This window comes from Promicromonospora sp. MEB111 (assembly GCF_030209445.1).
In the GTDB taxonomy this organism is placed as follows: Bacteria; Actinomycetota; Actinomycetes; order Actinomycetales; family Cellulomonadaceae; genus Promicromonospora.
The window spans coordinates 1-24,796 of the sequence record NZ_JARVSD010000021.1 but is presented as its reverse complement, the minus strand read 5'-3'; the positions used below and the strand labels follow the sequence as shown (position 1 = coordinate 24,796).

General features: G+C 72.6%; 20 protein-coding genes. 6 read left to right on the top strand and 14 right to left on the bottom strand.

Features of this window, described 5'->3' with window-relative positions:
* Positions 1 to 35: 35 nt before the first annotated feature.
* Positions 36 to 1,091: a LacI family DNA-binding transcriptional regulator gene (locus tag QRN56_RS23690; RefSeq protein ID WP_285107440.1), complete on the bottom strand. Its 1,056-nt coding sequence runs from the start codon at positions 1,089 to 1,091 to the stop codon at positions 36 to 38.
* Between the two features lie 185 nt (positions 1,092 to 1,276).
* Here QRN56_RS23690 and uxaC point away from each other — a divergent pair, with 185 nt between their 5' ends.
* From uxaC to QRN56_RS23675, 3 genes are all read left to right on the top strand, one after another.
* Entirely contained in the window at positions 1,277 to 2,713 is a 1,437-nt protein-coding gene (gene uxaC, locus QRN56_RS23685) for a glucuronate isomerase (protein ID WP_285107439.1), read from the top strand.
* Between the two features lie 223 nt (positions 2,714 to 2,936).
* Positions 2,937 to 5,048: an alpha-glucuronidase gene (locus QRN56_RS23680; RefSeq protein ID WP_285107437.1), complete on the top strand. Its 2,112-nt coding sequence runs from the start codon at positions 2,937 to 2,939 to the stop codon at positions 5,046 to 5,048.
* 103 nt (positions 5,049 to 5,151) lie between these two features.
* Positions 5,152 to 7,260 (top strand): acyltransferase family protein, encoded by a 2,109-nt coding sequence (locus QRN56_RS23675; RefSeq protein WP_285107435.1) that lies wholly within the window; start codon positions 5,152 to 5,154, stop codon positions 7,258 to 7,260.
* Between the two features lie 37 nt (positions 7,261 to 7,297).
* Here QRN56_RS23675 and QRN56_RS23670 read toward each other — a convergent pair whose 3' ends face one another.
* From QRN56_RS23670 to QRN56_RS23625, 10 genes are all read right to left on the bottom strand, one after another.
* Complete coding sequence (locus QRN56_RS23670) at positions 7,298 to 7,804, bottom strand: pyridoxamine 5'-phosphate oxidase family protein (RefSeq protein ID WP_285107434.1); 507 nt, start codon at positions 7,802 to 7,804, stop codon at positions 7,298 to 7,300.
* Positions 7,789 to 8,934: a serine hydrolase domain-containing protein gene (locus QRN56_RS23665; protein WP_285107432.1), complete on the bottom strand. Its 1,146-nt coding sequence runs from the start codon at positions 8,932 to 8,934 to the stop codon at positions 7,789 to 7,791. Before QRN56_RS23665 ends, QRN56_RS23670 begins: the two co-directional genes overlap by 16 nt.
* A 130-nt stretch (positions 8,935 to 9,064) precedes the next feature.
* On the bottom strand, positions 9,065 to 9,406 hold the full coding sequence (locus QRN56_RS23660) for a YnfA family protein (RefSeq protein WP_285107430.1): 342 nt from the start codon (positions 9,404 to 9,406) through the stop codon (positions 9,065 to 9,067).
* 10 nt (positions 9,407 to 9,416) lie between these two features.
* Positions 9,417 to 10,340, bottom strand: a complete 924-nt coding sequence (locus QRN56_RS23655; protein ID WP_285107429.1) for a hypothetical protein — start codon at positions 10,338 to 10,340, stop codon at positions 9,417 to 9,419.
* Between the two features lie 54 nt (positions 10,341 to 10,394).
* The gene (locus QRN56_RS23650; protein ID WP_285107427.1) at positions 10,395 to 11,120 is read right to left on the bottom strand and encodes a DUF624 domain-containing protein; all 726 of its coding nucleotides are present in this window, start codon (positions 11,118 to 11,120) and stop codon (positions 10,395 to 10,397) included.
* The gene (locus QRN56_RS23645; RefSeq protein WP_285107425.1) at positions 11,117 to 13,171 is read right to left on the bottom strand and encodes a beta-galactosidase; all 2,055 of its coding nucleotides are present in this window, start codon (positions 13,169 to 13,171) and stop codon (positions 11,117 to 11,119) included. Before QRN56_RS23645 ends, QRN56_RS23650 begins: the two co-directional genes overlap by 4 nt.
* Positions 13,168 to 14,739, bottom strand: a complete 1,572-nt coding sequence (locus QRN56_RS23640; RefSeq protein ID WP_285107423.1) for a GH39 family glycosyl hydrolase — start codon at positions 14,737 to 14,739, stop codon at positions 13,168 to 13,170. Before QRN56_RS23640 ends, QRN56_RS23645 begins: the two co-directional genes overlap by 4 nt.
* 120 nt (positions 14,740 to 14,859) lie before the next feature.
* A complete protein-coding gene (locus tag QRN56_RS23635; protein ID WP_350224602.1) occupies positions 14,860 to 16,500 on the bottom strand; it encodes an ABC transporter substrate-binding protein in 1,641 nt (546 codons plus the stop codon).
* A gap of 66 nt (positions 16,501 to 16,566) precedes the next feature.
* Positions 16,567 to 17,517 carry a carbohydrate ABC transporter permease gene (locus tag QRN56_RS23630; protein ID WP_285107420.1) on the bottom strand — a complete coding sequence of 317 codons (951 nt, stop codon included), beginning with the start codon at positions 17,515 to 17,517 and terminating at the stop codon, positions 16,567 to 16,569.
* Positions 17,511 to 18,434, bottom strand: coding sequence for an ABC transporter permease (locus QRN56_RS23625; protein WP_285107419.1), 924 nt, complete (start codon positions 18,432 to 18,434; stop codon positions 17,511 to 17,513). The genes QRN56_RS23630 and QRN56_RS23625 overlap by 7 nt, the downstream gene beginning before the upstream one ends.
* A 225-nt stretch (positions 18,435 to 18,659) precedes the next feature.
* On the opposite strand from QRN56_RS23625, the gene QRN56_RS23620 reads away from it, so the two are divergent.
* A complete protein-coding gene (locus QRN56_RS23620; protein WP_285107418.1) occupies positions 18,660 to 19,676 on the top strand; it encodes a LacI family DNA-binding transcriptional regulator in 1,017 nt (338 codons plus the stop codon).
* Positions 19,677 to 19,689: 13 nt separating this feature from the next.
* Entirely contained in the window at positions 19,690 to 20,754 is a 1,065-nt protein-coding gene (locus QRN56_RS23615) for an NAD(P)/FAD-dependent oxidoreductase (protein WP_285107416.1), read from the top strand.
* Positions 20,755 to 20,826: 72 nt separating this feature from the next.
* Here QRN56_RS23615 and QRN56_RS23610 read toward each other — a convergent pair whose 3' ends face one another.
* The 3 genes from QRN56_RS23610 to eda all read right to left on the bottom strand — a co-directional run bounded on the left by QRN56_RS23610 (position 20,827) and on the right by eda (position 23,687).
* Positions 20,827 to 21,819, bottom strand: a complete 993-nt coding sequence (locus QRN56_RS23610) for an NAD-dependent epimerase/dehydratase family protein (RefSeq protein ID WP_285107415.1) — start codon at positions 21,817 to 21,819, stop codon at positions 20,827 to 20,829.
* A gap of 108 nt (positions 21,820 to 21,927) precedes the next feature.
* Entirely contained in the window at positions 21,928 to 23,028 is a 1,101-nt protein-coding gene (locus QRN56_RS23605; RefSeq protein WP_285107414.1) for a sugar kinase, read from the bottom strand.
* Complete coding sequence (eda, locus tag QRN56_RS23600; RefSeq protein ID WP_285107413.1) at positions 23,025 to 23,687, bottom strand: bifunctional 4-hydroxy-2-oxoglutarate aldolase/2-dehydro-3-deoxy-phosphogluconate aldolase; 663 nt, start codon at positions 23,685 to 23,687, stop codon at positions 23,025 to 23,027. Before eda ends, QRN56_RS23605 begins: the two co-directional genes overlap by 4 nt.
* 69 nt (positions 23,688 to 23,756) lie before the next feature.
* Here eda and QRN56_RS23595 point away from each other — a divergent pair, with 69 nt between their 5' ends.
* Positions 23,757 to 24,527 (top strand): IclR family transcriptional regulator, encoded by a 771-nt coding sequence (locus QRN56_RS23595; RefSeq protein WP_285107411.1) that lies wholly within the window; start codon positions 23,757 to 23,759, stop codon positions 24,525 to 24,527.
* Positions 24,528 to 24,796: the final 269 nt, after the last annotated feature.

Sequence of the window (24,796 nt, the reverse complement as noted above, 5' to 3'; positions counted from 1 at the left end):
CGGGCTCCTTCGCCCAGGGTCTGCCAGGACGGGCGTCAGTTGACCGTCCCGGCGGGAGCGGGCCCGGAGGACCCGCGGATCGTGAGCTCCACGGGGAGCTGGACGCTCGCCGGCGTGCCGCCGCGCAGGCGCGCGAGCAGCAGGTCGACGGCGCGCCGGCCCAGGCGGGCCAGCGGGGCGTGCACGGTGGTCAGCGCGGGCGAGACCAGCGTGGCGAGCTGGACGTCGTCGAACCCCACCACGGACATCTGGCCCGGCACGTCGACCCCGCGCTGGCGCAGCCGGCTCAGGATGCCGAGCGCCATGAGGTCGTTGAACGCGACGACGGCGGTGACGCCGCTCGCGACCGCGTGGTCGGCCGCCTGCGTGCCGCCCGCGAAGTACGGCTGGAAGGTGCCCAGCCGCACCAGGTCGAGGTCCCAGCGGGCGGCGGCGTCGACCAGCCCGGCGACCCGGCGGGCACCCGACCACGACGACGCGGGGCCGGCGGCCACGCCCACGGACCGGTGCCCGAGCGCGTGCAGGTGCCCGACGATCTGGGCCACGCCGTCGGCGTCGTCCACCGACACGAACGGGATCTCCTGCGCCGCGCCCTCACCCTCGGCCGCGCCGCCGGAGCCCGATCCCGAACGGGGCTCCGCGGCGACGGCGGGCAGCTCCCGGTTGGCCAGCACCGCGGTCAGGCCCACGAGCGCGGTACGCAGCTCCGCCTCGCCCGACCGCGGCGACGCCACGAGCAGCCCGTCGGTCCGGGCGGCGAGCGCCCCGATCAGCTCGGGCTCGACGTCGGGGTCCTCGTCCGAGTCGGCGACGAACACCTCGTAGCCCTCCGCGCGGGCGCGGGCCTGCACGCTCTTGGTCACGGACGCGAAGTACGGGTTCTCCAGGTCGGGGACCAGCAGACCGACGGCGTGCGTACGGCCCATCCGCAGGCCGCTCGCCGCGACGTTGGGCCGGTAGCCGAGCTCGGCGGCGGCCCTCGTGACGCGGTCGCGGGTCGCGGCGGCCACCCGCTCGGGGGCGGTCAGGGCGCGCGACACCGTGGAGATCGAGACCCCGGCGGCGCGCGCGACGTCGTGCACCGTGACCATGCCACCTCCTGGGTGATTCGCGACACTGCGAACGTTTGCACCTATCGTAGGGTTTGACTGCAAACGTTCGCAACGTCCCGTCTGTCTCATGTGGAGAGAGCCTCTCGTTCGTATCGAGGCCGGGGCCGTGCCTACGATGTGGAAGCGCTTACCCGAACCGGCAACGATGCCCGCAGGAGGACAATGTGACCGACACCTGGACGCTGCACCCCGATCGGGCCCTGCCCGCCGACCCCGTGACGCGGCCCATCGCCCGCGAGATCTACGCGGCGGTCCGGGACCTCCCGATCGTGTCGATGCACGGCCACGTCGACGTCGCCGCCTTCGCGGACGACGAACCGTTCCCCGACCCCGCCCAGCTCCTCGTGGTGCCCGACCACTACCTCACGCGGATGCTCGTGTCGCAGGGCGCCATGCTCCCCGAGCTGGGGGTCGGCCCCGCCGGTGCGCCCGGGTTCGAGGCCGACCCGCGCGAGATCTTCCGCCGGTTCTGCGCGGGCTGGAGGCACTTCCGCGGGACGCCCACGCGCTACTGGACGGAGCACGAGCTCGTCGAGATCTTCGGCGTGACGGTGCGGCCGTCGGCGGAGACGGCGGACCAGGTCTACGACCAGGTCGCCGAGCGGCTCGCCGACCCCGACTTCCGCCCCCGCGCGCTCCTGGACCGGTTCGGCATCGAGGTCATCGCCACCACGGACCCGGCCTGGAGCACACTCGACGAGCACGCGCGCCTCGCCGCCGAGCTGCCCGGCCGCGTGCTGCCGACCTTCCGGCCCGACCCGCTGCTGCACCCCGCCCGCGCGACCTGGCGGGGCGACCTGGAGCGCCTGGCGACGGCGTCCGGCATCGCCACCGACACGTACGCCGGGTACCTGGCGGCGCTCCGCGAGCGCCGCGCCGCCTTTGTCGCGGCGGGCGGCCTGGCCACGGACCACGGCCACTTCAGCGCGGACACCACCCCGCTGCCCGACGACGTGGCGCGCGCCCTCTTCGAGAAGGCCCTGGCGGCCGAGCCGGCCGCGGAGGGCGCGGTGCTCTCCGCCGCCGAGGAGGCGGCGTTCTCCGCGCACATGCTGTTCCAGATGGCCGCGATGTCGGCGGAGGACGGCCTGGTCATGCAGTTCCACCCGGGCGTGCTGCGCGACCACGACCCCGCCGTCGCCGCGGCGTTCGGCCCCGACAAGGGCTACGACATCCCCGTGGCCACCGAGTTCGCGACCGGCCTGCGGCCCGTGCTGGAGGCGTTCGGCAGCTCGCAGACCTTCCGGATGATCGCGTTCACCATCGACGAGGACGTGTACTCGCGCGAGCTCGCGCCGCTGGCCGGTGTGTACCCGGCCCTGCGGCTGGGCGCGCCCTGGTGGTTCCTGGACGCGCCCGACGCGATGCGCCGGTTCCGGGAGGCCGCGACCGAGACGGCCGGGTTCTCGAACATGTCGGGCTTCGTGGACGACACCCGCGCGTTCTGCTCGATCCCCGCCCGGCACGACCTGGCCCGCCGGGTCGACGCCGGCTACCTCGCCCGGCTGGTCGCGGAGCACCGCCTCGACCTGGACGAGGCCGTGGAGACCGCCGCGGACCTGGCCTACCACCTGCCGAAGACGGCGTACGCGCCCCGCTGAGCCGGGCGCGCCGTCGATCCTCCCCTTCGAGGCCTGGGTTTCTCCGCTTTGAGGCGCCTCAAAGCGGAGAAACCTAGGCTTCGAAGAGGAGGTCCGGTCGCGGCTTTTTCACGGACCGGACAGACCGGGCGCCCCGGGTGGACCCGGGCGGTGTCACTGGGGCAAAGTTCCAGTAGACCCCCATATATCCGCACATCAACCTCTAAGACGGATGGGAAACCCCGTGACCGCTGACTCCCCGCGCCCGATCACCGACCACGCCACCCACCCGGCCTGGCTGCCCGACGACGCGTTCGCCGCGATCGGCAGCCGCCGGGTGGTGGTGGCCGGTGACGGCGCGCTCGCCGGCACCGTCGCCGAGGAGGTCGCCGCGGCGACCTCCCGGTTCGGCGGCGCGTTCTCCCGCCTCGAGGTGGGGGACGGCGTGGCCGACGCCGAGCTGGTGCTCACCCTGACGCCCCCGGACGCGGGCGGCGCGAGCGCCGTCGCCGCCGCGGACGCCGCCCCGGGCACGGACGAGAGCTTCCGGCTCACGCGGGAGGCGGGCGCCGTCGTCGTGCAGGCCGCGTGCGACGCCGGGCTGCTGCACGGGCTGTTCCACGTGGTGCGCCTGGGCGAGGCCGCGTTCGACGGCCCGGACGTCGACGAGACCCACGCCCCCGCCACGGACCTCCGGATGCTCGACCACTGGGACAACGTGGACGTGCACCCCGTGATGGGCCAGGTCGAACGGGGCTACTCGGGCGGCTCCATCTTCTACGACAACGGTTTTGTCCACGCCGACCTGTCCCGGGTCGAGCGGTACGCGCGGCTGCTGGCCGCCGTCGGGATCAACCGCGTGGCGATCAACAACGTCAACGTGCACGCGCGCGAGGCGCGCCTGCTCACGGAGGACCTGGGCGACGTCGTCCGCGTGGCCGCCGTCTTCCGGCGGTGGGGCATCCGCGTGCACCTGTCGGTGTCGTTCGCGTCGCCCATCACGCTCGGCGGCCTGCCCACCTCGGACCCCCTCGACCAGGGCGTCGCCCACTGGTGGGCGCGCGCGGCGGCGCGCGTCTGGGACGCGATCCCGGACTTCGGCGGCTTCGTGGTCAAGGCCGACTCCGAGGGCCAGCCCGGGCCGTTCGCCTACGGGCGCACGCACGCCGACGGCGCGAACATGCTGGCCGCGGCGGTCGAGCCGTACGACGGCCTGATCCACTGGCGGGCGTTCGTCTACGACCACCGGCAGGACTGGCGCGACCGGTCGACCGACCGCGCCCGCGCCGCGTACGACCACTTCCACCCGCTGGACGGGGCGTTCTCGGACAACGTGGTGCTGCAGGTCAAGTACGGGCCGCTGGACTTCCAGGTGCGCGAGCCCCTCTCCCCCGTGCTGGCCGCGATGCCGCACACCCGGGTGGCGCTGGAGGTGCAGATCACCCAGGAGTACACCGGCCAGCAGCAGCACGCCGTGTACCTCGGCCCGCAGTGGAGCCAGATCCTCGGGTTCCGCTTCTGGGACCCGGCCGGCCGGGAGGGGGGCTCGCCCACCGTGGCGGACCTCGCCACGGGCCGCGGCAAGGCCGTCGAGGACCCGGGCACGGGCACCTGGCGCAAGCCGGCGGGCGGGTTCGCCGCCGTCTCCAACGTGGGCGACGACGAGTTCTGGACGGGCCACCCGTTCGCGCAGGCCAACCTCTACGCGTACGGGCGGCTGTGCTGGGACCCGACGCTCGACCCGGCCGCCGTGCTCGACGAGTGGGCGGGCCTCACGTTCCCGGGTACGCCGGACGCCGTCCGGCAGGCCCTGCACGCCGTGCTGGACCGGTCGTGGGAGACGTACGAGCAGTACACCGCGCCGCTCGGGGTGGGCTTCATGGTGCGCCCGGGCCACCACTACGGACCCGACGTCGACGGCTACGAGTACACCCCGTGGGGCACGTACCACTTCGCGGACCGCGACGGCATCGGCGTGGACCGCACGGTCCGGACCGGCACCGGCTACGCGGGGCAGTACCCGGCGCCGTGGTCGGCGGCCTTCGAGTCGCCGTCGACCTGCCCCGACGAGCTGCTGCTGTTCTTCCACCACGTGCCGTACACGCACGTGCTGCACAGCGGCAAGACCGTGGTGCAGCACATCTACGACACCCACTTCGAGGGCGTGGCCCGGGTGGAGGCGATGATCGGCGCGTGGTCGGAGGTGTCGGGGCACGTCGAGGGGCGCGTCGCGGAGCGGGTCTCCGAACGGCTCGCCGAGCAGCTCCGCAGCGCCACCGAGTGGCGGGACCAGGTGAACACCTACTTCCTCAGGAAGTCTGGCATTCCGGACGAAAGAGGACGCACCATCTACTGAGCGGGTGATCTCCGGTCCCGCTTCGGTAACGACCACAACGGTAGGACCGAGGACTTCGTCCCCAGGTGTGTAGATCGAATCCCTTCGCACCTGGTGGTCCCCCATGCCCGACGCCGCCCCGCCGGCCCCGCACGCCTCCACGACGACGACCCGACAGCACCTCACCGAGGTGCACGGCCTGCGCGGGCTCGCGCTCCTGCTCGTGGTGCTGTTCCACCTCTTCGGCGCCGGCCGGGTGTCCGGGGGCGTGGACGTCTTCCTGGTGATCTCCGGGTTCCTGGTGACCGGGTCGCTCGTGCGGCGCGCCGAGTCGCGCACCCTCCGGCTCGGGGCGGTGTACGCGCGGAACGCGGCCCGCCTGGCGCCGTCGGCCCTCGTGGTGCTGGGGGCCGTCGCGCTCGCCGCGTGGGTGCTGCTGCCGGCCGCGCGCTGGCTCGACGTGTGGCGGCAGGTCGTCGCGTCGGCCCTGTACGTGGAGAACTGGGACCTGATCTCGAACGAGCTGGCCTACGGGGCCGCGGGCCCCGGGGCCAGCCCGCTCCAGCACTTCTGGTCGCTCTCCGTGCAGGGACAGTTCCTGCTGGCCTGGCCGCTGGTCGTGCTCGCGATGGCCTGGCTCTGCCGGCGGGCGGGCGTCCTGGTCCGACGGCGGCTCGCGCTGGTCGTCGCCGTCGGGTCCGCCGCCTCGTTCGCGGGCGCCCTGTACCTCACCGGGGTGCTGCAGCCGGTGGCCTACTTCCACACCGCCACCCGGTTCTGGGAGCTCGGCCTGGGCGCGCTGCTCGCGCTCGTCCCGCTGCACGGCGCCGAGCGTCTGCGCACCGCGGGCGCGTGGGTCGGCCTCGGCCTCGTCCTCTCGTCCGGCTTCCTGCTCGACGGCGGCACGCTCTTTCCCGGCGTCTGGACGCTCTGGCCGGTGACGGGGGCGCTGCTGGTGCTCGCGGGCGCGGGCACACCGGCGTCGTGGGGCCCCCGGCGCGTGCTCGACCTGGCGCCGCTCCGGTTCCTGGCCGGCATCTCGTACGAGCTGTACCTGTGGCACTGGCCGGTGCTCATCTTCTACCTGGCCGTCCGGGGCTTCCCGGCCGTCGGCTGGCGCGGGGCGACGCTGGTGCTGGCGGTGTCCGTGGTGCTGGCCTGGGCCACGCGGCAGGTGGTCGCGCGCCCCGTGGGCCTCGCGGTGCCGCGCGCGCTGACGCTGCGCCGGTCGGTCGCCGCCCTGGTGGCCGCCGGCGCCGCCACGGCGCTCGTCATCGTGCCGACGGCCGCCGCGAGCATCGGCGTCGAGACGCGCGAGGCGGCCAAGCTGGAGCAGCTGGAGCACCTCGGCACCGAGTACGCGGGGGCCGGGGCGCTGCGCCCGCAGGCGACGTCGGACGGGCTCGCCGCACCCGCGGGCGCCACGGCGGCGCCGAACACCACGACCACGGAGGCGCCCGACCCGGCGCCGGTGCAGCCCGACCCCGAGGTGGCGAAGCACGACCTGCCCCCGACCGACCACGACCCGCGCTGCATCCAGGAGCACGGGAACGGGCCGGGGTTCGACGAGGTGCGGGTGTGCACCCTCCACGACCCGGACCACCCCGTCCGGACGGTGCTCGTGGCGGGCGGCTCGCACACGTACCAGTGGGCACCGGCCCTCACCGAGGTCGGCGAGCAGAACGGGTGGCGCGTGCTGCTGGCGGGCAAGGGGCAGTGCCGCGTGCGGCTGGAGGCGGTGCCCACCGACGACTGCGCACGCTGGAGCGCCAACCTGCTGGCCGAGGCCGTCGAGCTGGACCCGGACGCGGTGTTCGTGACCGGTACGCACACGTACGAGGACGCGCCCGAGGTGGTGCTCCCCGCCGAGGTGGCGGCCTGGCAGCAGCTCGACGCCGCGGGCATCCCCGTGGTCACGATCCGCGACAACCCGCGGTTCGAGTGGAGCCCGCCGAACTGCGTGTCGTCGCACGGCCGCGACGCCGCGCGGTGCGTGCTGGACCGGTCCGAGGTGTTCGCGGAGCGCAACCCGGTGCCGACGTACCCCGGCATGCCCGCGAGCGCCGCGCACGTCGACCTGTCGGACCTGATCTGCGAGCCCGAGTCGTGCCCGCCCGTGATCGGGAACGTGCTGGTCTACCGGGACGGCTCGCACCTGTCGGCCACGTACGTGGGCACGCTCACGTCGGCGCTCGGCGACGCGGTGCGGCGGGAGGCGCCGTGGTTGTACTGAGCCGGTGCGGCCCGGCGGAGGCCGGGCGCGCCGCGGGCTAGCGCGGCGTGTAGCGGGTGTGGCTGTACGTGCCCTTGCCGAAGGCCAGCACCTTGGTCGGCTGGACCGCGAACACGAGCGCGGTCCCGCCGATGTCGTTGGTGAAGGCCTCCTCGCCCACCTCGTACTGCCACTGCCCGGTCCACTTGGTGCGCCACGCCTCGGCGAGCTTCTCCAGCGTCCGCTGGTCGGTCACGCGCCGGGCCGGGCCCTCGACCATGACGTCCAGCCCCTTGTTCCAGGTGCTGTCGCCGGTGGTCAGCACCACGTTCGGGTTGCCCTCCAGGTTGACGGCCTTCTGCTCCTCGGGGCCGGTGCAGAAGTGCAGAGCCCCCTCCAGCCAGACGGCGACGAGCGGCGTGACGTGCGGGCGCCCGTCGGCGCGCACGGTGGTCAGCCAGGTGAGCTGGGCGTTCTCCAGCACCCCCTGCGTCTCCTCCCACGCGGTCGGCTGCACGCCGGGGTCGCTGAACCGTGCGTCGAGCTCGGTCACTGGGTTGTCCACGAGGCTTCTCCTTCTGACGACGTCGGAAAGTGCTCTGCGACGAGCCGGTCGATCTCGCCGGCGGTGCTCCAGCCCGGGCTGAACCGGTTGCGCATCACGGCGACCGCGACACCGGTGTCGATGTCGGCCCAGACCCCGGAGCCGTTCGCGCCGAACATACCGAAGGCCGACCCCGGGCGGGAGGGGAGGACGCCCGGGCGCGACGGGGCGAACCCGAACGCCCACGTCGAGGGCACGTCCAGCACGGCGTCGCGCCCCTCGAACGCGGGCCGCGCCATCTCGGCCAGCCGGGCCGGCGACACCAGGGCGGCGTCGCCGTACCCGAGCAGGCCCGCGAACACGCGGGCCGCGCCGCGTGCCGACATCGTGCCCCCGGAGGGGATGTCGCTCGTGAGCACGTCACGCCGGTTGGCGAAAGCGGCGTCGGGTCGCATCCCGGGCGGGAGCGCACGGTCGGCGGGCGAGCCCGGTTCGGGCCACGAGGGCGGCCCGGGGGCCGGCTCCTGCCGCGCCACCCGCCCCAGCAGTGCCGGGGGCACGCCGAAGTGCACGTCGTCCTCGACGCCGAGCGGCCGCGTGACGGCCTCGCGGAGCCACCACGACAGCGTGCGCCCGGTGGCCCGGCGCACCGTCTCGCCGAGCAGGAAGCCGAAGGTCTGGGCGTGGTACCCGAACCCGGTGCCCGGCTCCCACCAGGGCTCCTCGTCGGCGAGCAGCCGGCACATCCGGTCCCAGTCGCACAGGTCCCCGACGGTCGTCGTGTACGGCGGGGCGGGCACGCCGACCGAGTGCATCAGCACGTGCCGCAGCGTCGCGCCGCCCTTGCCGTGCGTGGCGAACCCGGGCCAGACGTCGGCGATCCGCAGGTCGTAGTCCAGCTCGCCGCGCTCCACCAGCACGTGCGCGACGGCGGAGGCGATCCCCTTGGCCGTCGACGCGGCGAAGAACAGGGTGTCGGGGGCGACGGCCGCTCCTCGCCGGGCGTCGGCCAGCCCGCCCACGGCGTCGACCACGAGGTCGCCCCGGTGGACGACCGCCACCTGGAGGCCGACCTCGCCGCCGTCGGCCACGAGCCGGTCGACCGCGTGCTGGACACGTGCCCGTACGTCAGCCGCAGCGTCGTCGCCCATGCCAGGTCCGACGGGGCGGACCAGGAAAAGTCATCGGCGCGGGTGCCACTGTGCTGACGATCCGGCCTGCCCGGCCCCATCAGCCGCACCCTGTGGCACTTCGCGGGCTGGGCGCCTCGCGGGCAGGCGCCTAGCCCGCGTCCGGCCGCGGGGCGTACATGATGACGGCGACGCCCACCAGACAGATGAGCGCGCCGATCACGTCCCAGCGGTCGGGCCGGAAGCCGTCGACGGCCATGGCCCAGACCAGGGAGCCCGCGACGAAGACGCCGCCGTAGGCGGCGAGGATGCGGCCGAAGCCGGCGTCCGGCTGCAGGGTGGCGAAGAACCCGTACAGGCCCAGCGCGATGACCCCCGCGCCGATCCACAGCCAGCCCTTGTGCTCGCGCACGCCCTGCCAGACGAGCCAGGCACCGCCGATCTCGAGGACGGCCGCGGCCACGAACAGGACGATCGAACGGATCACGGTCACCGGGGTGACGTTACGCGCCAGGGGTGTCGCCCGGGGCCTTGCTGGTCTCCACCCGCGCCCGCGCCGGCAGGCCGATGTCCCAGAACTGGATGGTCTGCAGCGTCCAGAACAGCGCGAAGACCAGCATCAGCACGGTCTCGACCACGAACAGCGTCTGCGGGAACAGGTCCGGGACGAAGCGGTCGAGCACCACCATGGTCGCCAGGCCCACCACGAGCACCACGGCCATCACCCCGGCGATCCACCGGTACCAGACCCGGTAGGCCGCGGGCGACAGGCCGCGCAGCCGTTCGAGCGCCTGGGCGGTCACGGCCTGGTCGGAGCCGTTGATCCACGCGACGGCGATCAGGCAGCCGAACAGCAGCACGGCCGCGGCGTAGTGCGCCGTCGTGAGAAAGCTGCCGGGCCACACCAGCAGCCAGACACCGGTCGCTGCCCACGTCAGCCACGTGAGCCACAGGTCCCAGCCGTGGTGGCCGCCCAGGTCGCGGCGCCGCGGCCAGGTGGCGAGCACCAGCACCAGGCCGCCGACCAGCAGCAGCGTGCCGATGTTGTTGCCGACCCGCTCGGGCACGTCCACGCAGTACGGCTCGCCGGTGCACATCGCGACGTCGAGCGGCGTGGGCACCAGGGCGACGACCACGGCGAACATGCCCGCGAAGTTGAGCAGCACCTCCTCGGCGCCGTGCCGGCCCTTGATCGCGATGAGGCACGTGCCGATGGCCACCAGCGTGCCCACGAAGATGCTCTGCACCGGCGAGTAGAAGTAGGCGCTGATGGACGCGTGCCACCACTCCTCGCCGGAGTCCAGCCGCCCGTGGTCGGCGACGATCTGCATGGTCAGCGACACGAACAGCACCAGCACCACGGCCACGATCGCCACGCGTAGATAGCGGTAGGTCAGCCGTCCCGGGTCCCCCTGCTTGATAGCCATGCGCACACCTTGGCGCACGAGCCGCAGATCGGACAATGCTGTCCTGATCGTGCCTCAGCTCGCGGGCGTGAACCGCTGCTCGACGTCGGCCAGGACGGGCGCCGCGTTGCGCAGCACGAGGGCGAGCCAGACCACCGCGAGCAGGCCGAACACCGCCTCAGTGGTCAGCACCACGATCCCGGCGGCCAGCACGAGCAGCGAGAGCGTGCCCAGCGTCACGAGCGGCCGGGCGCCCAGGTAGTGCGCCGCGAGCCGCACCGAGTCCCGGGTGCGGAACCCGAAGAACGACACGATCACCAGCGCGTTCACGGCCCACAGGGCCAGGCCCGCGCCCACCACGACCAGCACTCCCGCGTACCAGCCGGGCACGCCGCCCGCACCCACGTTCGCCAGTCCCAGCACGACCACCACGCCCACGACGAGCGCGGGCACCCACACCCGCAGGGCGTCCGCCCAGTTCAGCCGGTACCCACGCCAGAACGACGCCGCCGGGGTGAGCCCCTCGGCCCGCGTGCGGTCCCGGAGGGCGAACAGCCCCGCCGCCACGGCCGGCCCCACCGGAAGCAGGCACAGCGCGAAGAGCAGCGCGTTGCCCGGCGCCCGCTCCAGCAGGAGCGACGCCAGCGCGCCCGGCAGCACGGCGACGACGAGCAGCAGCTCGACGATCAGGTGCCAGTACACGAGCGCGGTGGCGCGGCCGAGCACACCCTCGCCGAACTCGCGCCGCTCGCCGTCCCCCCGACGCCCGGAGCCCGGGCCGCCCGCCCCGCCGGAGCTCACGCCGGCTCCCCGGGCAGGTCCTCGCGCAGCAGCACGACGTCGGTCGGGTCGAGCCGGAGCGTCTCCCCCTGCCGCACGGTCCGGCCGGTCAGCAGGTCGACGCCGGACGCGTGCGCCGCGACCTCGACGGGCCCGGTCGCGTGCGACAGCACGAAGGCGAACCGCACGCCGTCCTTGGACCGCACGGCGAGCTCGACGTCGGGCACGTCGGCGTACGGGCCCACGAGCCCGTGCCGGTCCAGCACCCGGCGCACCACCCACCCGACCCCGGCGTCGTCCAGGCCGGTCGCGACGTACCAGGCCTCGCCGCCGTCGGCCCCGCCGGGCCGGTGCCGCGTCACCGCGGGCGTGCCCGCGTAGAACTCGGCGCCGTAGGTGCCGACCACCTCGGCGCCCTCCGGCACGAGCACCTCGAACACGAGCTGCGCAGCGGAGACCGCCTCGCCGGACCCGTCGGTCAGGGCCACGGGATTGGTGACGCCCGGCTCGGCCGAGTCGGTCTCCTCGACCCGGACACCGAACAACGGGGCCAGCGGGCCGGGCGCGTCCATGAGGTAGGCGTTGGCGTCCTCGTCCGCGCGCCCCGACCAGAACGACGCGAGCACCGAGCCCCCACGCTCCGTCACGGCCGCGAGCCGCGTGGCGACGTCGCCCTTCAGCACGTGCAGCATGGGGGCGAGCACCACGTCGTACCGCGCCAGGTCGGCCGTCGTGGGCACCACGTCGACCTGGGCGCCCGCCTGCCACAGCGCGCGGTAGTAGGCCAGCACCGTGTCGACGTAGCGCGCGTGCCGGTTGAAGCCGTCCGTCATCTCGGCGACCCACCAGGAGTCCCAGTCGAAGAGCAGCGCGACGCGGGCGGGCGTCCGGGCGCCGACCACGGCGTCCCCCAGCCCGGCCAGCTCGCCGCCCAGGGCCGCGACCTCGCGGAACGACCGCGTGTCCGTGCGCCCGGCGTGGTCCAGGACGGCGCCGTGGTACTTCTCGCTCGCGCCCTTCGCCTGCCGCATCTGGAAGTAGAGGACGGCGTCGGCGCCGTGCGCCACGGCCTGCCACGACCACAGCCGCAGCACGCCCGGCCGCTTCACCGGGTTCACGTCGCGCGAGGCGGTGATGGTCGGCGTCTGCTCCATGACCCAGAAGGGCGCGCCGTCCTTGAGCCCGCGCATGACGTCGTGCGCGAGCGCCATGCGCGCCTGCTCGCGCGGCCCCGGCGGGTAGTTGTCCCAGGAGGCGAAGTCGAGGTCGTCGGCCCACCGGTGGTAGTCGATCGGCCGGAACATGCCCATGAAGTTGGTCGTCACCGGCGTGGTCGCGTCGTGCTCGCGGATGCGCGCCTTCTCGTCGCGGTAGTTGGCCAGCATCGCGTCCGACATGAACCGGCGGTAGTCGAGCGTGATGCCCTGGAACGCCGTGTGGTCCGGTCCGCGCCAGTGCTCGCTGAGCATGTTCGGCGGCACGATCTGCGCCCAGTCGGAGAACGTGTGCGACCAGAACGTCGCGTTCCACGCCTCGTTCAGCCGCTCCAGCGTGCCGTACCGCGCGCACAGCCAGTCGCGGAAGCCGGCGGCGCACAGGTCGCACCAGCAGCCGCCGTCGAACCCGCCGTACTCGTTGCCGACGTGCCACGCGACCAGGCCGGGCGTGCCGGCGTACCGCCCGGCGATCCGGCCGGCCAGCTCCGCCGACAGCCGCCGGTAGACCGGCGAGCTGGGGCACGCGTTGTGCCGCTGCCCGAACACGTGGCGCCGGCCCTGGAAGTCGGTGCGCTCGACCTCGGGGTGCCGGTGCGCCAGCCACGGCGGCAGCGCGCCGGTGGACGTCGCCAGCACGATGCCGCGCCCGCCCTCGACCGCGCGGGCCACGATCTCGTCGAGCCGTGCGAAGTCGTAGGTGTCCTCGTCCGGCTGGAGCGTGGCCCAGGAGAAGACGTTGAGCGTGACCGTGTCGATCGACGCCTTGTCGAAGGCCGCGTAGTCGTCCTCCCAGACGGCGCGTGGCCACTGCTCCGGGTTGTAGTCGCCGCCGTACAGGATCTTCGAGTCGGTCACGCGTCGTCCTTGTCGTTCGAGGTCCGGCTGTCGTTCGGGTTCGGTGTCCGGCCCAGGATCCGCGCGTCGTCCAGCCAGGGCGGGGTCTCGTCGCGGACCGGGTCCAGGGTCACCAGGGTGATGCCGTGCCGGCCGAGCGTCAGGTCGAGCTCGACCCGGCCGCCGTCCGCCGCCGGGACGACGGGAAGGCTGAAGGCGCGCCGGGCGGGTTCGCTCGCCTCGTGCAGCGCGTCCAGCTGTCTGCCCGACGGCGACGCGGGCCGGCCCATCTCGCGCCACGCCGCCCACGCGTTGCCGGCGGTCTCGTCCACGTCGTACCGCATCGCGAACACCCGCGACGGGTCAGACCCGTGGGTCCCTCCGGTGACCTGTGCGACCGACCCGACCGGGAGGCTCAGCCGGATCTCGTGGCGGTCCGGCTCGGCCGGGTCGTCGGTGCCACCCACGGGCTGCCAGGCGAGTACCGTCACCCGTCCCGTGGCGGCGTGGCGCGTGACCAGGTGGTCGACGCCGCGCGCCAGCACCTCCTGACCCATCCGCGCCATGAACGCGTACAGGTGATAGGTCGGCTTGCGCACCTGACGGTGGCCCAGCATGCCGAACCCGCCGTGGAAGAACGACGCCGGCACTCCCTCCTCCTCGAAGACGTCGCAGAACGTCCAGTAGGAGAAGGAGTCGGCGTGCTCGCCGCCGCCCGCGAGCACGGGCGCGAGGTAGGCGGCGTTCCAGGCCGTGTCGTGCACCGGGTTGTCGGGCCGGTAGCTGGTGTTGAACTCCGTGACGTGCAGGGGCCGGCCAGCGAGCGCCGTCCCGGCGAGGATCTTGCCGGGCCGGGCGAACTGGTCGAGCAGGTGCTCGGGCCGCCGGAAGGTCTGGTAGACGCCGAACGGCACGTGCTGTGCCGGGCCGGAGCTGTACGCGTGCACGGAGAGGAAGTCGGCGGGCAGGTCCCGCCGCGTGACGAACTCCGCGAAGGGCTCCCACCAGTCGTCCGCCCCCGGGGAGATGGCGGGGCCGCCCACCTGGAGCGACGCGTCGACGTCCTTCACCGCGTGCACGGAGGTCTCGTAGAGGCGGAAGTACGCCTCCTGGTCCGCGTCCTGCCAGAAGTGCGTGAGGTTGGGCTCGTTCCAGACCTCGACGGGCCAGGTCCGCACCTCGTCGAGGCCGTACCGGTCCACGAGGTGCCGCAGCAGGGCGCGCACCAGGCTCGCCCACTCGGCGGGGTCGCGGGGCGGGGTCACGTTGCCCAGCCACCAGAACACGGTCTGGTCGCCGGAGGCGAGGGCCTTCGGCATGAACCCGAGCTCCAGGAACGGCTTGATCCCGAGCTTCAGGTAGGCGTCGACCACCTGGTCCACGTAGGTGAACACGTAGGCCGTGCCCCGGTGGCCGGCGGCGTCGTACGTGCGGTGCACGGCGACGTCGTCGTGCAGGATGCCGTGGCCACGGATGTACCGGAAGCCGATCTCCCGCTGCACCAGCGTCAGCGACTCCTGGTAGTCCTGGCGCAGCGCCAGGTTGAACCGCCCGGTGCCCACGCAGGTACGCCAGGCGTCCCCGAGCACGCCGGCCCCTGAACCCGGTACGAGAACCCGCTCCACAACACTCCCCCTCCGGTGTTGAGTGCGGGATTTTCGCCCTCCGAACGGCGTTCGGAGGGCGAAAATCCCGCACTCAACGAGTTGTTACTCGGTGACGCCCGCGGCCTGGTTGACCGTGTCGACGTAGGTCTGCATGCCGGCGCTCTCCAGCTCGCCGACGTACGCGTCCCACTCGTCGAGCGGCCGGTCACCCAGGATGAACTGGGCCGTCGCCGTCATGACCAGGTCCTGCAGGTTGGTCTGCAGCAGCGAGGACTCCTCGCGCTGCATCTCGTCCATGGCGATGCCCGGACCCTTCTCCGCGACGTCCTTCTGGTTCATCTGGTCGAGGAAGTCCTGCACCTCGGGCGTGAGCGTCGACTTGACCAGGTCCGAGGTGGACCCGTGGGCCAGCGACCAGACGCCGTTGTAGTAGCCGAAGTCGGTGTTCAGCAGCTTCGGGGCACCCGCGTTGAGCCCGCCCCAGTCGACGTCGTCGGCCAGGGTGCGGGTGCCGTCGGCGTCCTTGGTGTAGGTCTCGCCCTCGATGCCCCACTTGGCGAACTCGAGGCCCTCGTCGGAGTAGTAGAGCCAGTCGACGAACTGCAGCATCGCCACGAAGTCGTCGCGCTCGGCGGCGCTGGACGAGAGCGCGATGCCGGACTCGAACTGGCCGCCGGTGGTGGCGTCCATGATGTTGCCGGCGGGACCGGCCGGGACCACGATCTCCTTGAGCTTCGCGTCCTTGTCCCCGGCCTCCTCGAAGCCGGTCCGGTACCGCGTCATCTCCTGGTCGTTGACGCCGAGGGCGGCGACCTTGCCGGTGGTCAGCTTGGCGATGGCCGGGTCGTCCTCCTGCGTGAGCCCCTCGGGGTCCAGGAGGCCGCGGTCCACCAGGTCGGCGAAGTAGGAGACGAGCTCCTTGTAGCCCTCGGACGCGCCCGTGTACTCGTACTCGGAGCCGTTCCAGGTCACGCCGTCGCCGTAGCCCCAGCCCGCCTCGGTGCCGAAGTTGCCGGCCGCGGCCTGGAGGGTGGCCTCCATGGGGCCGTTGATGGACCAGCGCTCGGTGTACGGGTAGTCGAGCTCGGGGTGCTCCTCCTTGATCACCTCGAGCTGGTCCGCGAACTCGTCCCAGGTCTTCGGGTCCTCCAGGCCGGCGTCCTCCCACCAGTCCTCGCGGATGGCGATGGAGTACGAGGGCTTCGGGTTCTCGTGCAGGCCGGGCAGCACGTAGAACTTGCCGTCGGCCTGCCGCAGCCGGTCCAGGTCCTCCTGCAGGCCCCACTTCTCGACCTTGTCCTGGAAGTTCGGCAGGTAGTCGAGGTAGTCCGAGATCGGCAGGACGGCGCCGCCCGAGGTGAGCGTCTCGACGTCGGCCGCGTAGGTGGACGGGATCAGGTCGGCGGCGTCGCCGGAGCTGATCAGGAGCGCCCGCTTCTGCTGCCAGTCGGCCAGGGGCACCGACTGGATGTCGAAGGTGACGTTGTGCTCCTCCTCGAACGCCTTGAGGATCGACCAGTCCTCCTGGAGCGGGTAGTTCGGGTGGTCGCGGTACATGAGCCCGAACTCCAGCGGCTCGGTCGCCTTGAAGGTGGTGCCGACGCCGTAGTCCTCCATGGCGCCGACCATCTTGTCGGCCATGTCGACGGCGGCGCCGTCGTCGTCGCCGGACGAGCACGCCGTGAGCGTGAGTCCGAGGGCGACCGCGGCGGTCGCCGCGGCAGCCTTTCTAGGGGTGATCATCATTGACTTCCTCCGGGGTGTGAACGTCGTCGTCCGACGGCGGATCGGTGCGGTGGTCGGGTGTGCTCAGCCCTTGACGGAGCCGAGCATCACGCCGGACACGAAGTACTTCTGGACGAACGGGTAGAGGCAGACGATGGGCAGGGCCGTGAGCAGCATCGTCACTGCCTTGACGTTGGCCCCGATCTGGACGGCGACGTCGCTCAGCCCCTCGCCGGTGCCGGTGGCGCCGGCGATGATGTTCCGCAGGAACACCGTGACCGGGTACATCTGCGGGTCGTCCATGTAGAGGAACGCGGGGAACCAGGAGTTCCAGAACCAGACCGCGTAGAAGAGGACCATCGTCGCGAGCACCGCCTTGCTGAGCGGCAGCACCACGCGGAAGAAGATCCCGTAGGTGGTCAGGCCGTCGATCGCCGCGGCCTCCTCGAGCTCCTCCGGGAAGTTCTCGAAGAACGACTTCATGACGAGCAGGTTGAAGACGTTGATCGCCTGCGGCACCACGACGGCCCAGATGGTGTTCTTGAAGCCGAGCTCGCTGACCAGGATGTAGTTCGGGATGAGGCCGCCGGTGAAGAACATCGTGAAGACCGCGAACCCGATCAGGATCATGCGGCCCTTGAGGTACTTTTTCGACAGTACGTAGGCGAACGTCGTGGTCAGCGCCATGGCGATCGCGGTGCCCACCACCGTGTAGACCACGGTGTTGAGGTAGTTGCGCCAGAACAGGTCCTGCTCCAGCACGGACATGAGGGTGGTCGTGTTGAAGCCGATGGGCCAGACCGTGACGTCGCCGCTGCGGATCGCCGCCTCGGAGCTGAACGCCCGCGCCGCCAGGTTGAGGAACGGGTAGAGCGTGACGGCGGCGACGAGCACGAGGATCGTCGTGTTGACCCAGCGGAACACCGTGTAGCCGGGCGTGTCCTTGACGGTGGTGGTCTCCGGGCGGGGCCGGGTCAGGTCGGGCACGTCGGAGCCCACCGGGTCGGTGGTCGGGGCGGGGGCGGTGTTCACCACAGGGAGCTCCCGGTGACTCGGCGCGAGATGGCGTTGGCGGAGAAGACGAGGACCAGGCCGATCACGGCCTCGAACAGGCCGATCGCCGTGGCGTAGCTCAGCTGCCCGGAGGTGAGGCCGACGCGGTAGATGTACGTGGAGATCACGTCCGCCGTCGGCTGGGTCAGCGTGTTGTAGAGCAGGAAGATCTTCTCGAAGCCCACCTGCATGAACTGGCCGATGTTCAGGATGAGCAGGACCATCATCGTGGGCCGGATGCCGGGCAGCGTGACGTGCCACGTCTGCTGCCAGCGGTTGGCGCCGTCGATGCGGGCCGCCTCGTAGAGCTGCGCGTCGATGGTGGTCAGCGAGGCCAGGTAGAGGATCGTGCCCCAGCCCACCGTCTGCCAGACCTCGGACGACACGTAGATGGTGCGGAACCAGTCGGCCTGCTGCATGAACGAGATCGGGTCCCCGCCGAACAGCTTGACCAGCCGGTTGACCGTGCCGTCCAGCGACGTCAGCTCGAACACGAAGCCCGCCACGATCACGACGGACATGAAGTGCGGCAGGTAGCTGACCGTCTGCACGAACCGCTTGAACACCCGCGAGCGGAGCTCGTTGAGCAGGAGCGCCAGGATGATCGGCAGCGGGAACACGATCACGAGCGTCAGCGCGCCGATGATCACCGTGTTCTGGAACGCCTGCCAGAACGCCTGGTCCTGGATGAACCGCTCGATGTAGTAGAAGCCGACCCATTCCTCGCCGAAGATCGACCCGCCCGGCCGGAACCGGCGGAAGGCGATGACGTTGCCGGCCATGGGCAGGTAACGGAACACCAGGAACCAGATGATCGGCAGGAGCGCGAGCGTGTAGAGGCGCCAGTGCTTGCGCAGGGCGAGGCCCCACGTTTCCTTGCCGCGTAGCTCTGTTGCCATCCCCACCTCGTTGTGGAACGTTTTCGAAACTATCGACATCGATGCCGATAGTGCTTGTCGTGAGGGACAGTAGGGTGAGATCCGGCGACACGTCAAGACATGCCCAGAACGTGGCGATTACGATCCAGACACGGCATTCCATGCCGTGAACGAGACCTGATACTGGCGCGAGACGGTGTACCTTCGGGTCGAAAGTTCCGCAGACATGACCGAAAGGTGGGTGCGATGACCGGCGTGAGCCCCGGGCCGACCATCGCGTCGATCGCGCGCGAGCTCGGTCTCTCGGTGCCCACCGTGTCCAAGGTGCTCAACGGCCGGGCCGACGTCGCCCCCGCGACGCGCGACCGCGTCGAGGCCGCGCTGGAGAAGCACCAGTACCGGCGGCGCCGTCCCGCGACGGCGCCCGCGGGCAGCGGGCTGATCGACCTGGTCTTCCACCGCCTGGGCTCGGCCTGGTCCATGGAGATCATCCGGGGCGTGGAGGACGCCGCCGCCGAGCTGCGGACCAGCGTGATCCTGTCCGAGCTGGGCGGCGAGCACCGGCCGCCGGCCCGGTGGCTCGACACCACCATCGCGCGGCCGCCGCTGGGCGTGCTGCTCGTCGCCGCGAACCTCTCGGAGGCGCAGCACCAGCAGCTCGACCGGCGCGGCATCCCGTACGTGGTGATCGACACCGACGGCGAGCCGCCGGCCGACGTCGCCTCCGTGGGCTCCGACAACTGGAACGGCGGGCTGCAGGCCACGCGGCACCTGCTCGCGCTGGGCCACCGCCGGATCGGCATGATCACCGGGCCGTGGAACATGCTGTGCAGCCGCGCCCGCGTCGACGGGTTCCGGTCGGCGCACGAGGAGGCGGGCGCCGCCGTGGACCCCGCGCTCGTGCGCGAGGGGAACTTCTACGTCGAGGCGGGCTTCGAGATGGGGCTGGATCTGCTGTCCCGGCCGGACCGCCCCACGGCGGTGTTCGCGGGGTCCGACATGCAGGCCCTCGGCGTGCTCCGGGCCGCGCACCAGCTCGGCCTGCGGGTGCCGGAGGACCTCTCCGTGGTGGGCTACGACGACCTGCCGCTGGCCTCCTGGGTGGGCCCGCCGCTCACGACGGTGCGACAGCCGCTCCGCGAGATGGGCGCGGCCGCCACCCAGATCCTGCTCGACATCGCCCGGGGCAGGTCGCCCAAGGTCCGCCGGCTCAACCTCTCCACGGAGCTGGTGGTCCGGGAGTCGACGGCACCCCTGACCTGAGAGGGTGGGGTTCATGTCGAACCGAGTGATCGTGGTGGGCGCCGGCATCGTCGGTGCGTCGCTCGCGTACCACCTCGCCGCGCGCGGGCAGGCGGTGACCCTGCTGGACGCGGGCCTGCCCGCCTCCGGCGCCACCGGATCGTCGTTCGCGTGGATCGGGCGGCCGGAGACCTCCGACCTTCCCTCGGCGCCGCTGCGGTTTCTCGCCCTGGACGAGTACCGGCGGCTTCAGCGTGAGCTGCCCGGCCTCCGTATCTCGTGGTCCGGGTCCCTCACCTGGGACGGCACTGGGGACGATTCCGGCGACGGGTCCGGCGAAGGCTCCGGCGAGGCGGGCCGGCCCGGCGGCGCGGCCGCCGACGTCCGTGCGATCGAACCCGGCCTCGTGCCGGGTCCCGGCACCCCGCACCACGCCCCGGACGACGGCGCCCTCGACCCCGTCGAGGTCACGGAGCTGCTCGTCGCGGCGGCCGTCGAGCGTGGCGCCGAGCTCCGCGTCGGTACCCCGGCGATCGGGCTCGTGCGCGACGGCTCGGCCGTGACGGGCGTCCGGACCGGTGCCGGGGTGCTCCCGGCCACGACCGTCGTCGTGGCCGCAGGGGCCGGGACCGCCACCCTGTGCGCCGGCATCGGTGTCGAGGTGCCGGTCGAGTCGTCACCGGCCGTCCTGGTGCGTCTCCGCGCCACGCCGGGGCTGGTACGGACGATCGTCGCCGGCCCCGAGCTGGAGGTGCGGCAGCGTCCGGACGGGACCCTGCTGCTTCCGCTGGCCTACGAGGGACAGACGAACCGAGCTGCCCTCCAGGACACCGCCGAGGCCGCCCGGCGGTCCCTGCTCCGGTTCTTTCCCGGGGCGTCGGACGTCGAGATCGTCTCCGCGGAGATCGGCTGGCGGCCGATGCCGGCGGACGGCGAACCGATCGTCGGAGCCGAACCGGGCACGTCCGGGCTGTACCTCGCCGTGATGCACGCGGGCGTCACGCTGGCCGCCGCGGCCGGCCGCCTCGCCGCCGAGGAGATCACGACGGGGGTCGCGGCGCCCGAGCTCGCGGGCTGCCGGCCTGACCGGTTCGTCTGAGACGCCGGCACCAGGGGCGTCCGCGCGCCCTGGTCGCCGGTCCGGTCGGGCCGGGGACCAGGGCGCGCGCCCTCAGACCGAGCGGGCGTGCGCCGCGAGCCGGTCGAAGGCCGCGTCCAGCTCGGCGTCGACCACCTGCGCCTCGGGGTGGTTGTCGAACCAGGACACCTGCTCCTCGGCGCCGATGTCGTAGGTGATGGTGGTGCCGAACTCGGGGACGAGCGTGCGCACCTTCGAGATGTCGAAGACCATCGAGTGCGCCTTGTCGCCCACCAGACCGGGGCCCAGGTCGGGCAGCACCCGCGCGATCGTCTCGGACGCGACGTGCACCAGGTCGGGGCTGCGCACGCCCGCGGCCTCGGCCAGCCACGTGTAGATCTGGTCCCAGGTGGGCGCGTGCGTGCCGGTGATGTGGAAGGTGTCCCCCACCGCGAGCGGGTGGCCGAGCAGGCCCACGAACCCGACCGCGAAGTCCTCGGTGTGCGTGATGGTCCACAGCGAGGTGCCGTCCCCGTGCACGACGACGGGCTTGCCCGCGCGCATGCGGGCGACGTCCGTCCAACCGCCCGACGTCGGCAGCACCGTGCGGTCGTAGGTGTGCGACGGCCGCACGATCGTGACGGGGAACCCGTTCTCCCGGTACTCCCGCACCAGCAGGTCCTCGCACGCGATCTTGTCGCGGGAGTACTGCCAGAACGGGTTGCGCAGCGGCGTCGACTCCCGCACGGGCAGCCGCGACGGCGGCGTCTGGTACGCCGACGCCGACGAGATGAACACGTACTGCCCGGTGCGGCCCGCGAACTGCGCGACGTCGCGCGCCACGTGCTCCGGCCCGAACGCCCGGAACTGGGCGACGACGTCGAACTCACGGCCGCGCAGGGCGGCCGCCACGGCCTCGGCGTCGTTCGCGTCCGCGACCAGCGTCTCCACCTCGGACGGCACCGTCCGGATCGAGGATCTGCCCCGGTTGAGCACCGTCACCCGGTGCCCGAGCCGTGCGGCTCTGGCCACCGAGGCATGACTGATGATTCCGCTTCCACCGATGAACAGGATGCTCTTGGACATGGCACCAATCCTTGCACCGTGCACCCTGTCTGCGCTGGTCGGGGGCGAGATCGGTCCGGTCTGCGGACACCCGCCGACCGGACCCCCGACCTCGCCCCGCGACCCTCGTCAGCGCTGCACGCGCGCGCTGCCCCCGCCCGCCAGCTTGGCCACCTCGGCGAGCGTCGCCATGGTGGTGTCGCCGGGGGTGGTCATGGCCAGCGCACCGTGCGCCGCGCCGTACTCGACGGCCTCCTGGAGCGAGCCGAGCTCCATCAGCCCGTAGGCCAGGCCGGAGGCGAACGAGTCGCCGCCGCCCACGCGGTCGAAGATCTCCAGGTCCGCCCGGTGCGTCGCCTCGGCGAAGCCCTCCTTGCGGGACCAGGCGATCGCGCCCCAGTCGTTGCGCGACGCCGACCGCACCCCGCGCAGCGTCGTGGCGATCACCTGGAAGTTGGGGTACGCCTCCGACGCCGTCTCGATCATGGCCCGGAACGCGCCCGTGTGCAGGTCGGTCAGGTTCTCGTCGACGCCCTCGACCTCGAAGCCGAGCGAGGCCGTGAAGTCCTCCTCGTTGCCGATCATCACGTCCACGTGCTCGGCCAGGCGCCGGTTGACCTCGCGTGCCCGCTCCTCCCCGCCGATGCCCTTCCACAGCGAGGGCCGGTAGTTCAGGTCGTACGAGACGATCGTGCCGTGCCGGCGGGCCGCGGACATGGCGGCCTCGGCGACGTCGGCCGACGACTCCGAGAGGGCCGCGAAGATGCCGCCGGTGTGCAGCCAGCGCACGCCGCGGGAGAACAGCGCGTCCCAGTCCACGTCGTCGGGCTGCATCTGCGCGATGGCGGTGTGACCGCGGTCGCTGACGCCCACCGCGCCGCGCGCGCCGAAGCCGCGCTCGGTGAAGTTGAGGCCGTTGCGCACCGTGCGGCCGATACCGTCGTAGGGCACCCACTGCACGTACTGCGTGTCGAGGCCGCCCGTGAGCATGAAGTCCTCGACGAGCCGGCCGATCTCGTTGTCGGCCAGCGCCGTGACGATCGCGCCACGCAGGCCGAAGCAGCGCCGCAGGCCGCGCGCCACGTTGTACTCGCCGCCGCCCTCCCACACGTCGAAGCTGCGGGCGGTGCGCACCCGGCGGTCGCCCGGGTCGAGACGGAGCATGACCTCGCCGAGGGCGACGACGTCGTAGGCGCTCTCGGCGGCGGGGCGGACGTTGAGCGAGGTCATCGGTTCTTCTCCTGGTCAATCTTGGCCGCGAGGTCCACGGCGTCACGGGTGCGGCGAGTGATCTCGGCCCAGTCCCCCGCGGTGACGAGCGCGCGGTCGACCATCCAGGAGCCGCCGACGGCCAGGACCGGCTTCAGACCGAGGTAGTCGCCGAGGTTGGCGGCGCTGACGCCGCCGGTCGGCACGAACCGCAGGCCGGGGAACGGCGCGGAGAACGCCTTGATGGCGGCCGGCCCGCCCACCACGGACGCGGGGAACAGCTTGACCACGTCGACGCCGAGGTCGAGCGCCGCCATGATCTCCGACGGCGTGGCGACGCCAGGCAGCACGGGGATGCCGTGCTCCTGCGCGCGGCGCACGACGGCGGCCGACAGCCCCGGGGAGACGATGTAGCGGGCGCCGGCGTCGACGACGTCGTCGACCTGGGCCACCGTGGTCACGGTGCCCGCTCCGACCACGACGTCGGGCTGGTTCTTCGCGACCGCGCGGATGGCGTCGAGGCCGCCCGCGAGCCGCAGCGTGATCTCGGCGACGGGCAGCCCGCCGGCGACGAGCGCGTCCGCGAGCCGGGCGCCCTCGTCGGCGCCGTCGACCACGACGACCGGCACGAGCCGGTGCGCGGCGAGCGCCTCGAGGACCGGGTTGTCGGGGGATGACATGCGTGCTCCGTTTCGCTATGGTGAACGCTTGTTGTTCACTGCGAAACGCATGCTACGTGAGGGAGTCCCATGGAAGCCAGCCCGCTCGGCGGCGTGGACAAGGCGCTGCTGGCCCTCGACACCCTCGCGGGCTTCGGCGCCGCGGGCGCGCCCCTGGCCACGCTGGCCCAGGCCGTCGGGGTCAGCAAGCCGACCCTGCACCGCACGCTCGCCGCGCTGCGGCACCGCGGCTACGCCGAACAGACCGCGGACGGCGCCTACCGCCTCGGCCCCTCCGCGCTGGCGCTGGGCAGCTCCTACCTGGCCGAGGAGAACCTGCCCGCGCTGCTGCACCCGGCCCTGACCGCGCTCAGCGCGGAGGTCGACGAGCTGGTGCACCTGGGCGTGCTCGCCGGGCGCGAGGTGGTCTACCTCGACAAGGTCGAGCCGCAGCGCGCGGTCCGCGTCTGGTCGGCCGTCGGACGGCGGCGCGCCGCCGCCACCACCGCGCTGGGCCGTGCCCTGCTGTCGGTGCAGGACCTCGACGACGCCGCGCTCGACCGGTTCGCCGGCACGGACACCGGGACGGGGCACCTGCGCGACGTGCTGGCCGAGGCGCGGCGGAGCGGGGTCGCCGGGGAGACCGAGGAGAACGAGCGCGGCATCGCCTGCGTCGCCGTGCCGCTGCTGCGCGCGGGGCGGGCCGTCGCGGCCGTCAGCATCACGGCTCCCGTGGAGCGGCTGCGGGGCACGGCGCGGGCCGAGCGGGTCGGCGCGCTGCGCGACGTGCTGCCCGGCCTGCTCCCGGCGGGCCTTGCGGTGCCGGCGGGCCTTGCGGTGCCGGCGGCGGGCGGACAGTGAGGCGACCACCCGCCTGACTCGCCATCCCGACTCCGCCGAGTCAGGTGGTTGGTCCGACCAACCCACTGACTCGACCCACCCATCTGCCGAGTCAGGTGGTTGCCCGATCTGCCGAGTCAGGTGGTTGGTCCGACCAACCCACTGACTCGACCCACCCGATCCGCCGAGTCAGGTGGTTGGTCGGACCAACCCGCTGACTCGACCCGCCTGATCCGCCGAGTCAGGTGGTTGGTGAGTCGGTCGGTTGGTGAGTCGGTCGGTTGGTGAGT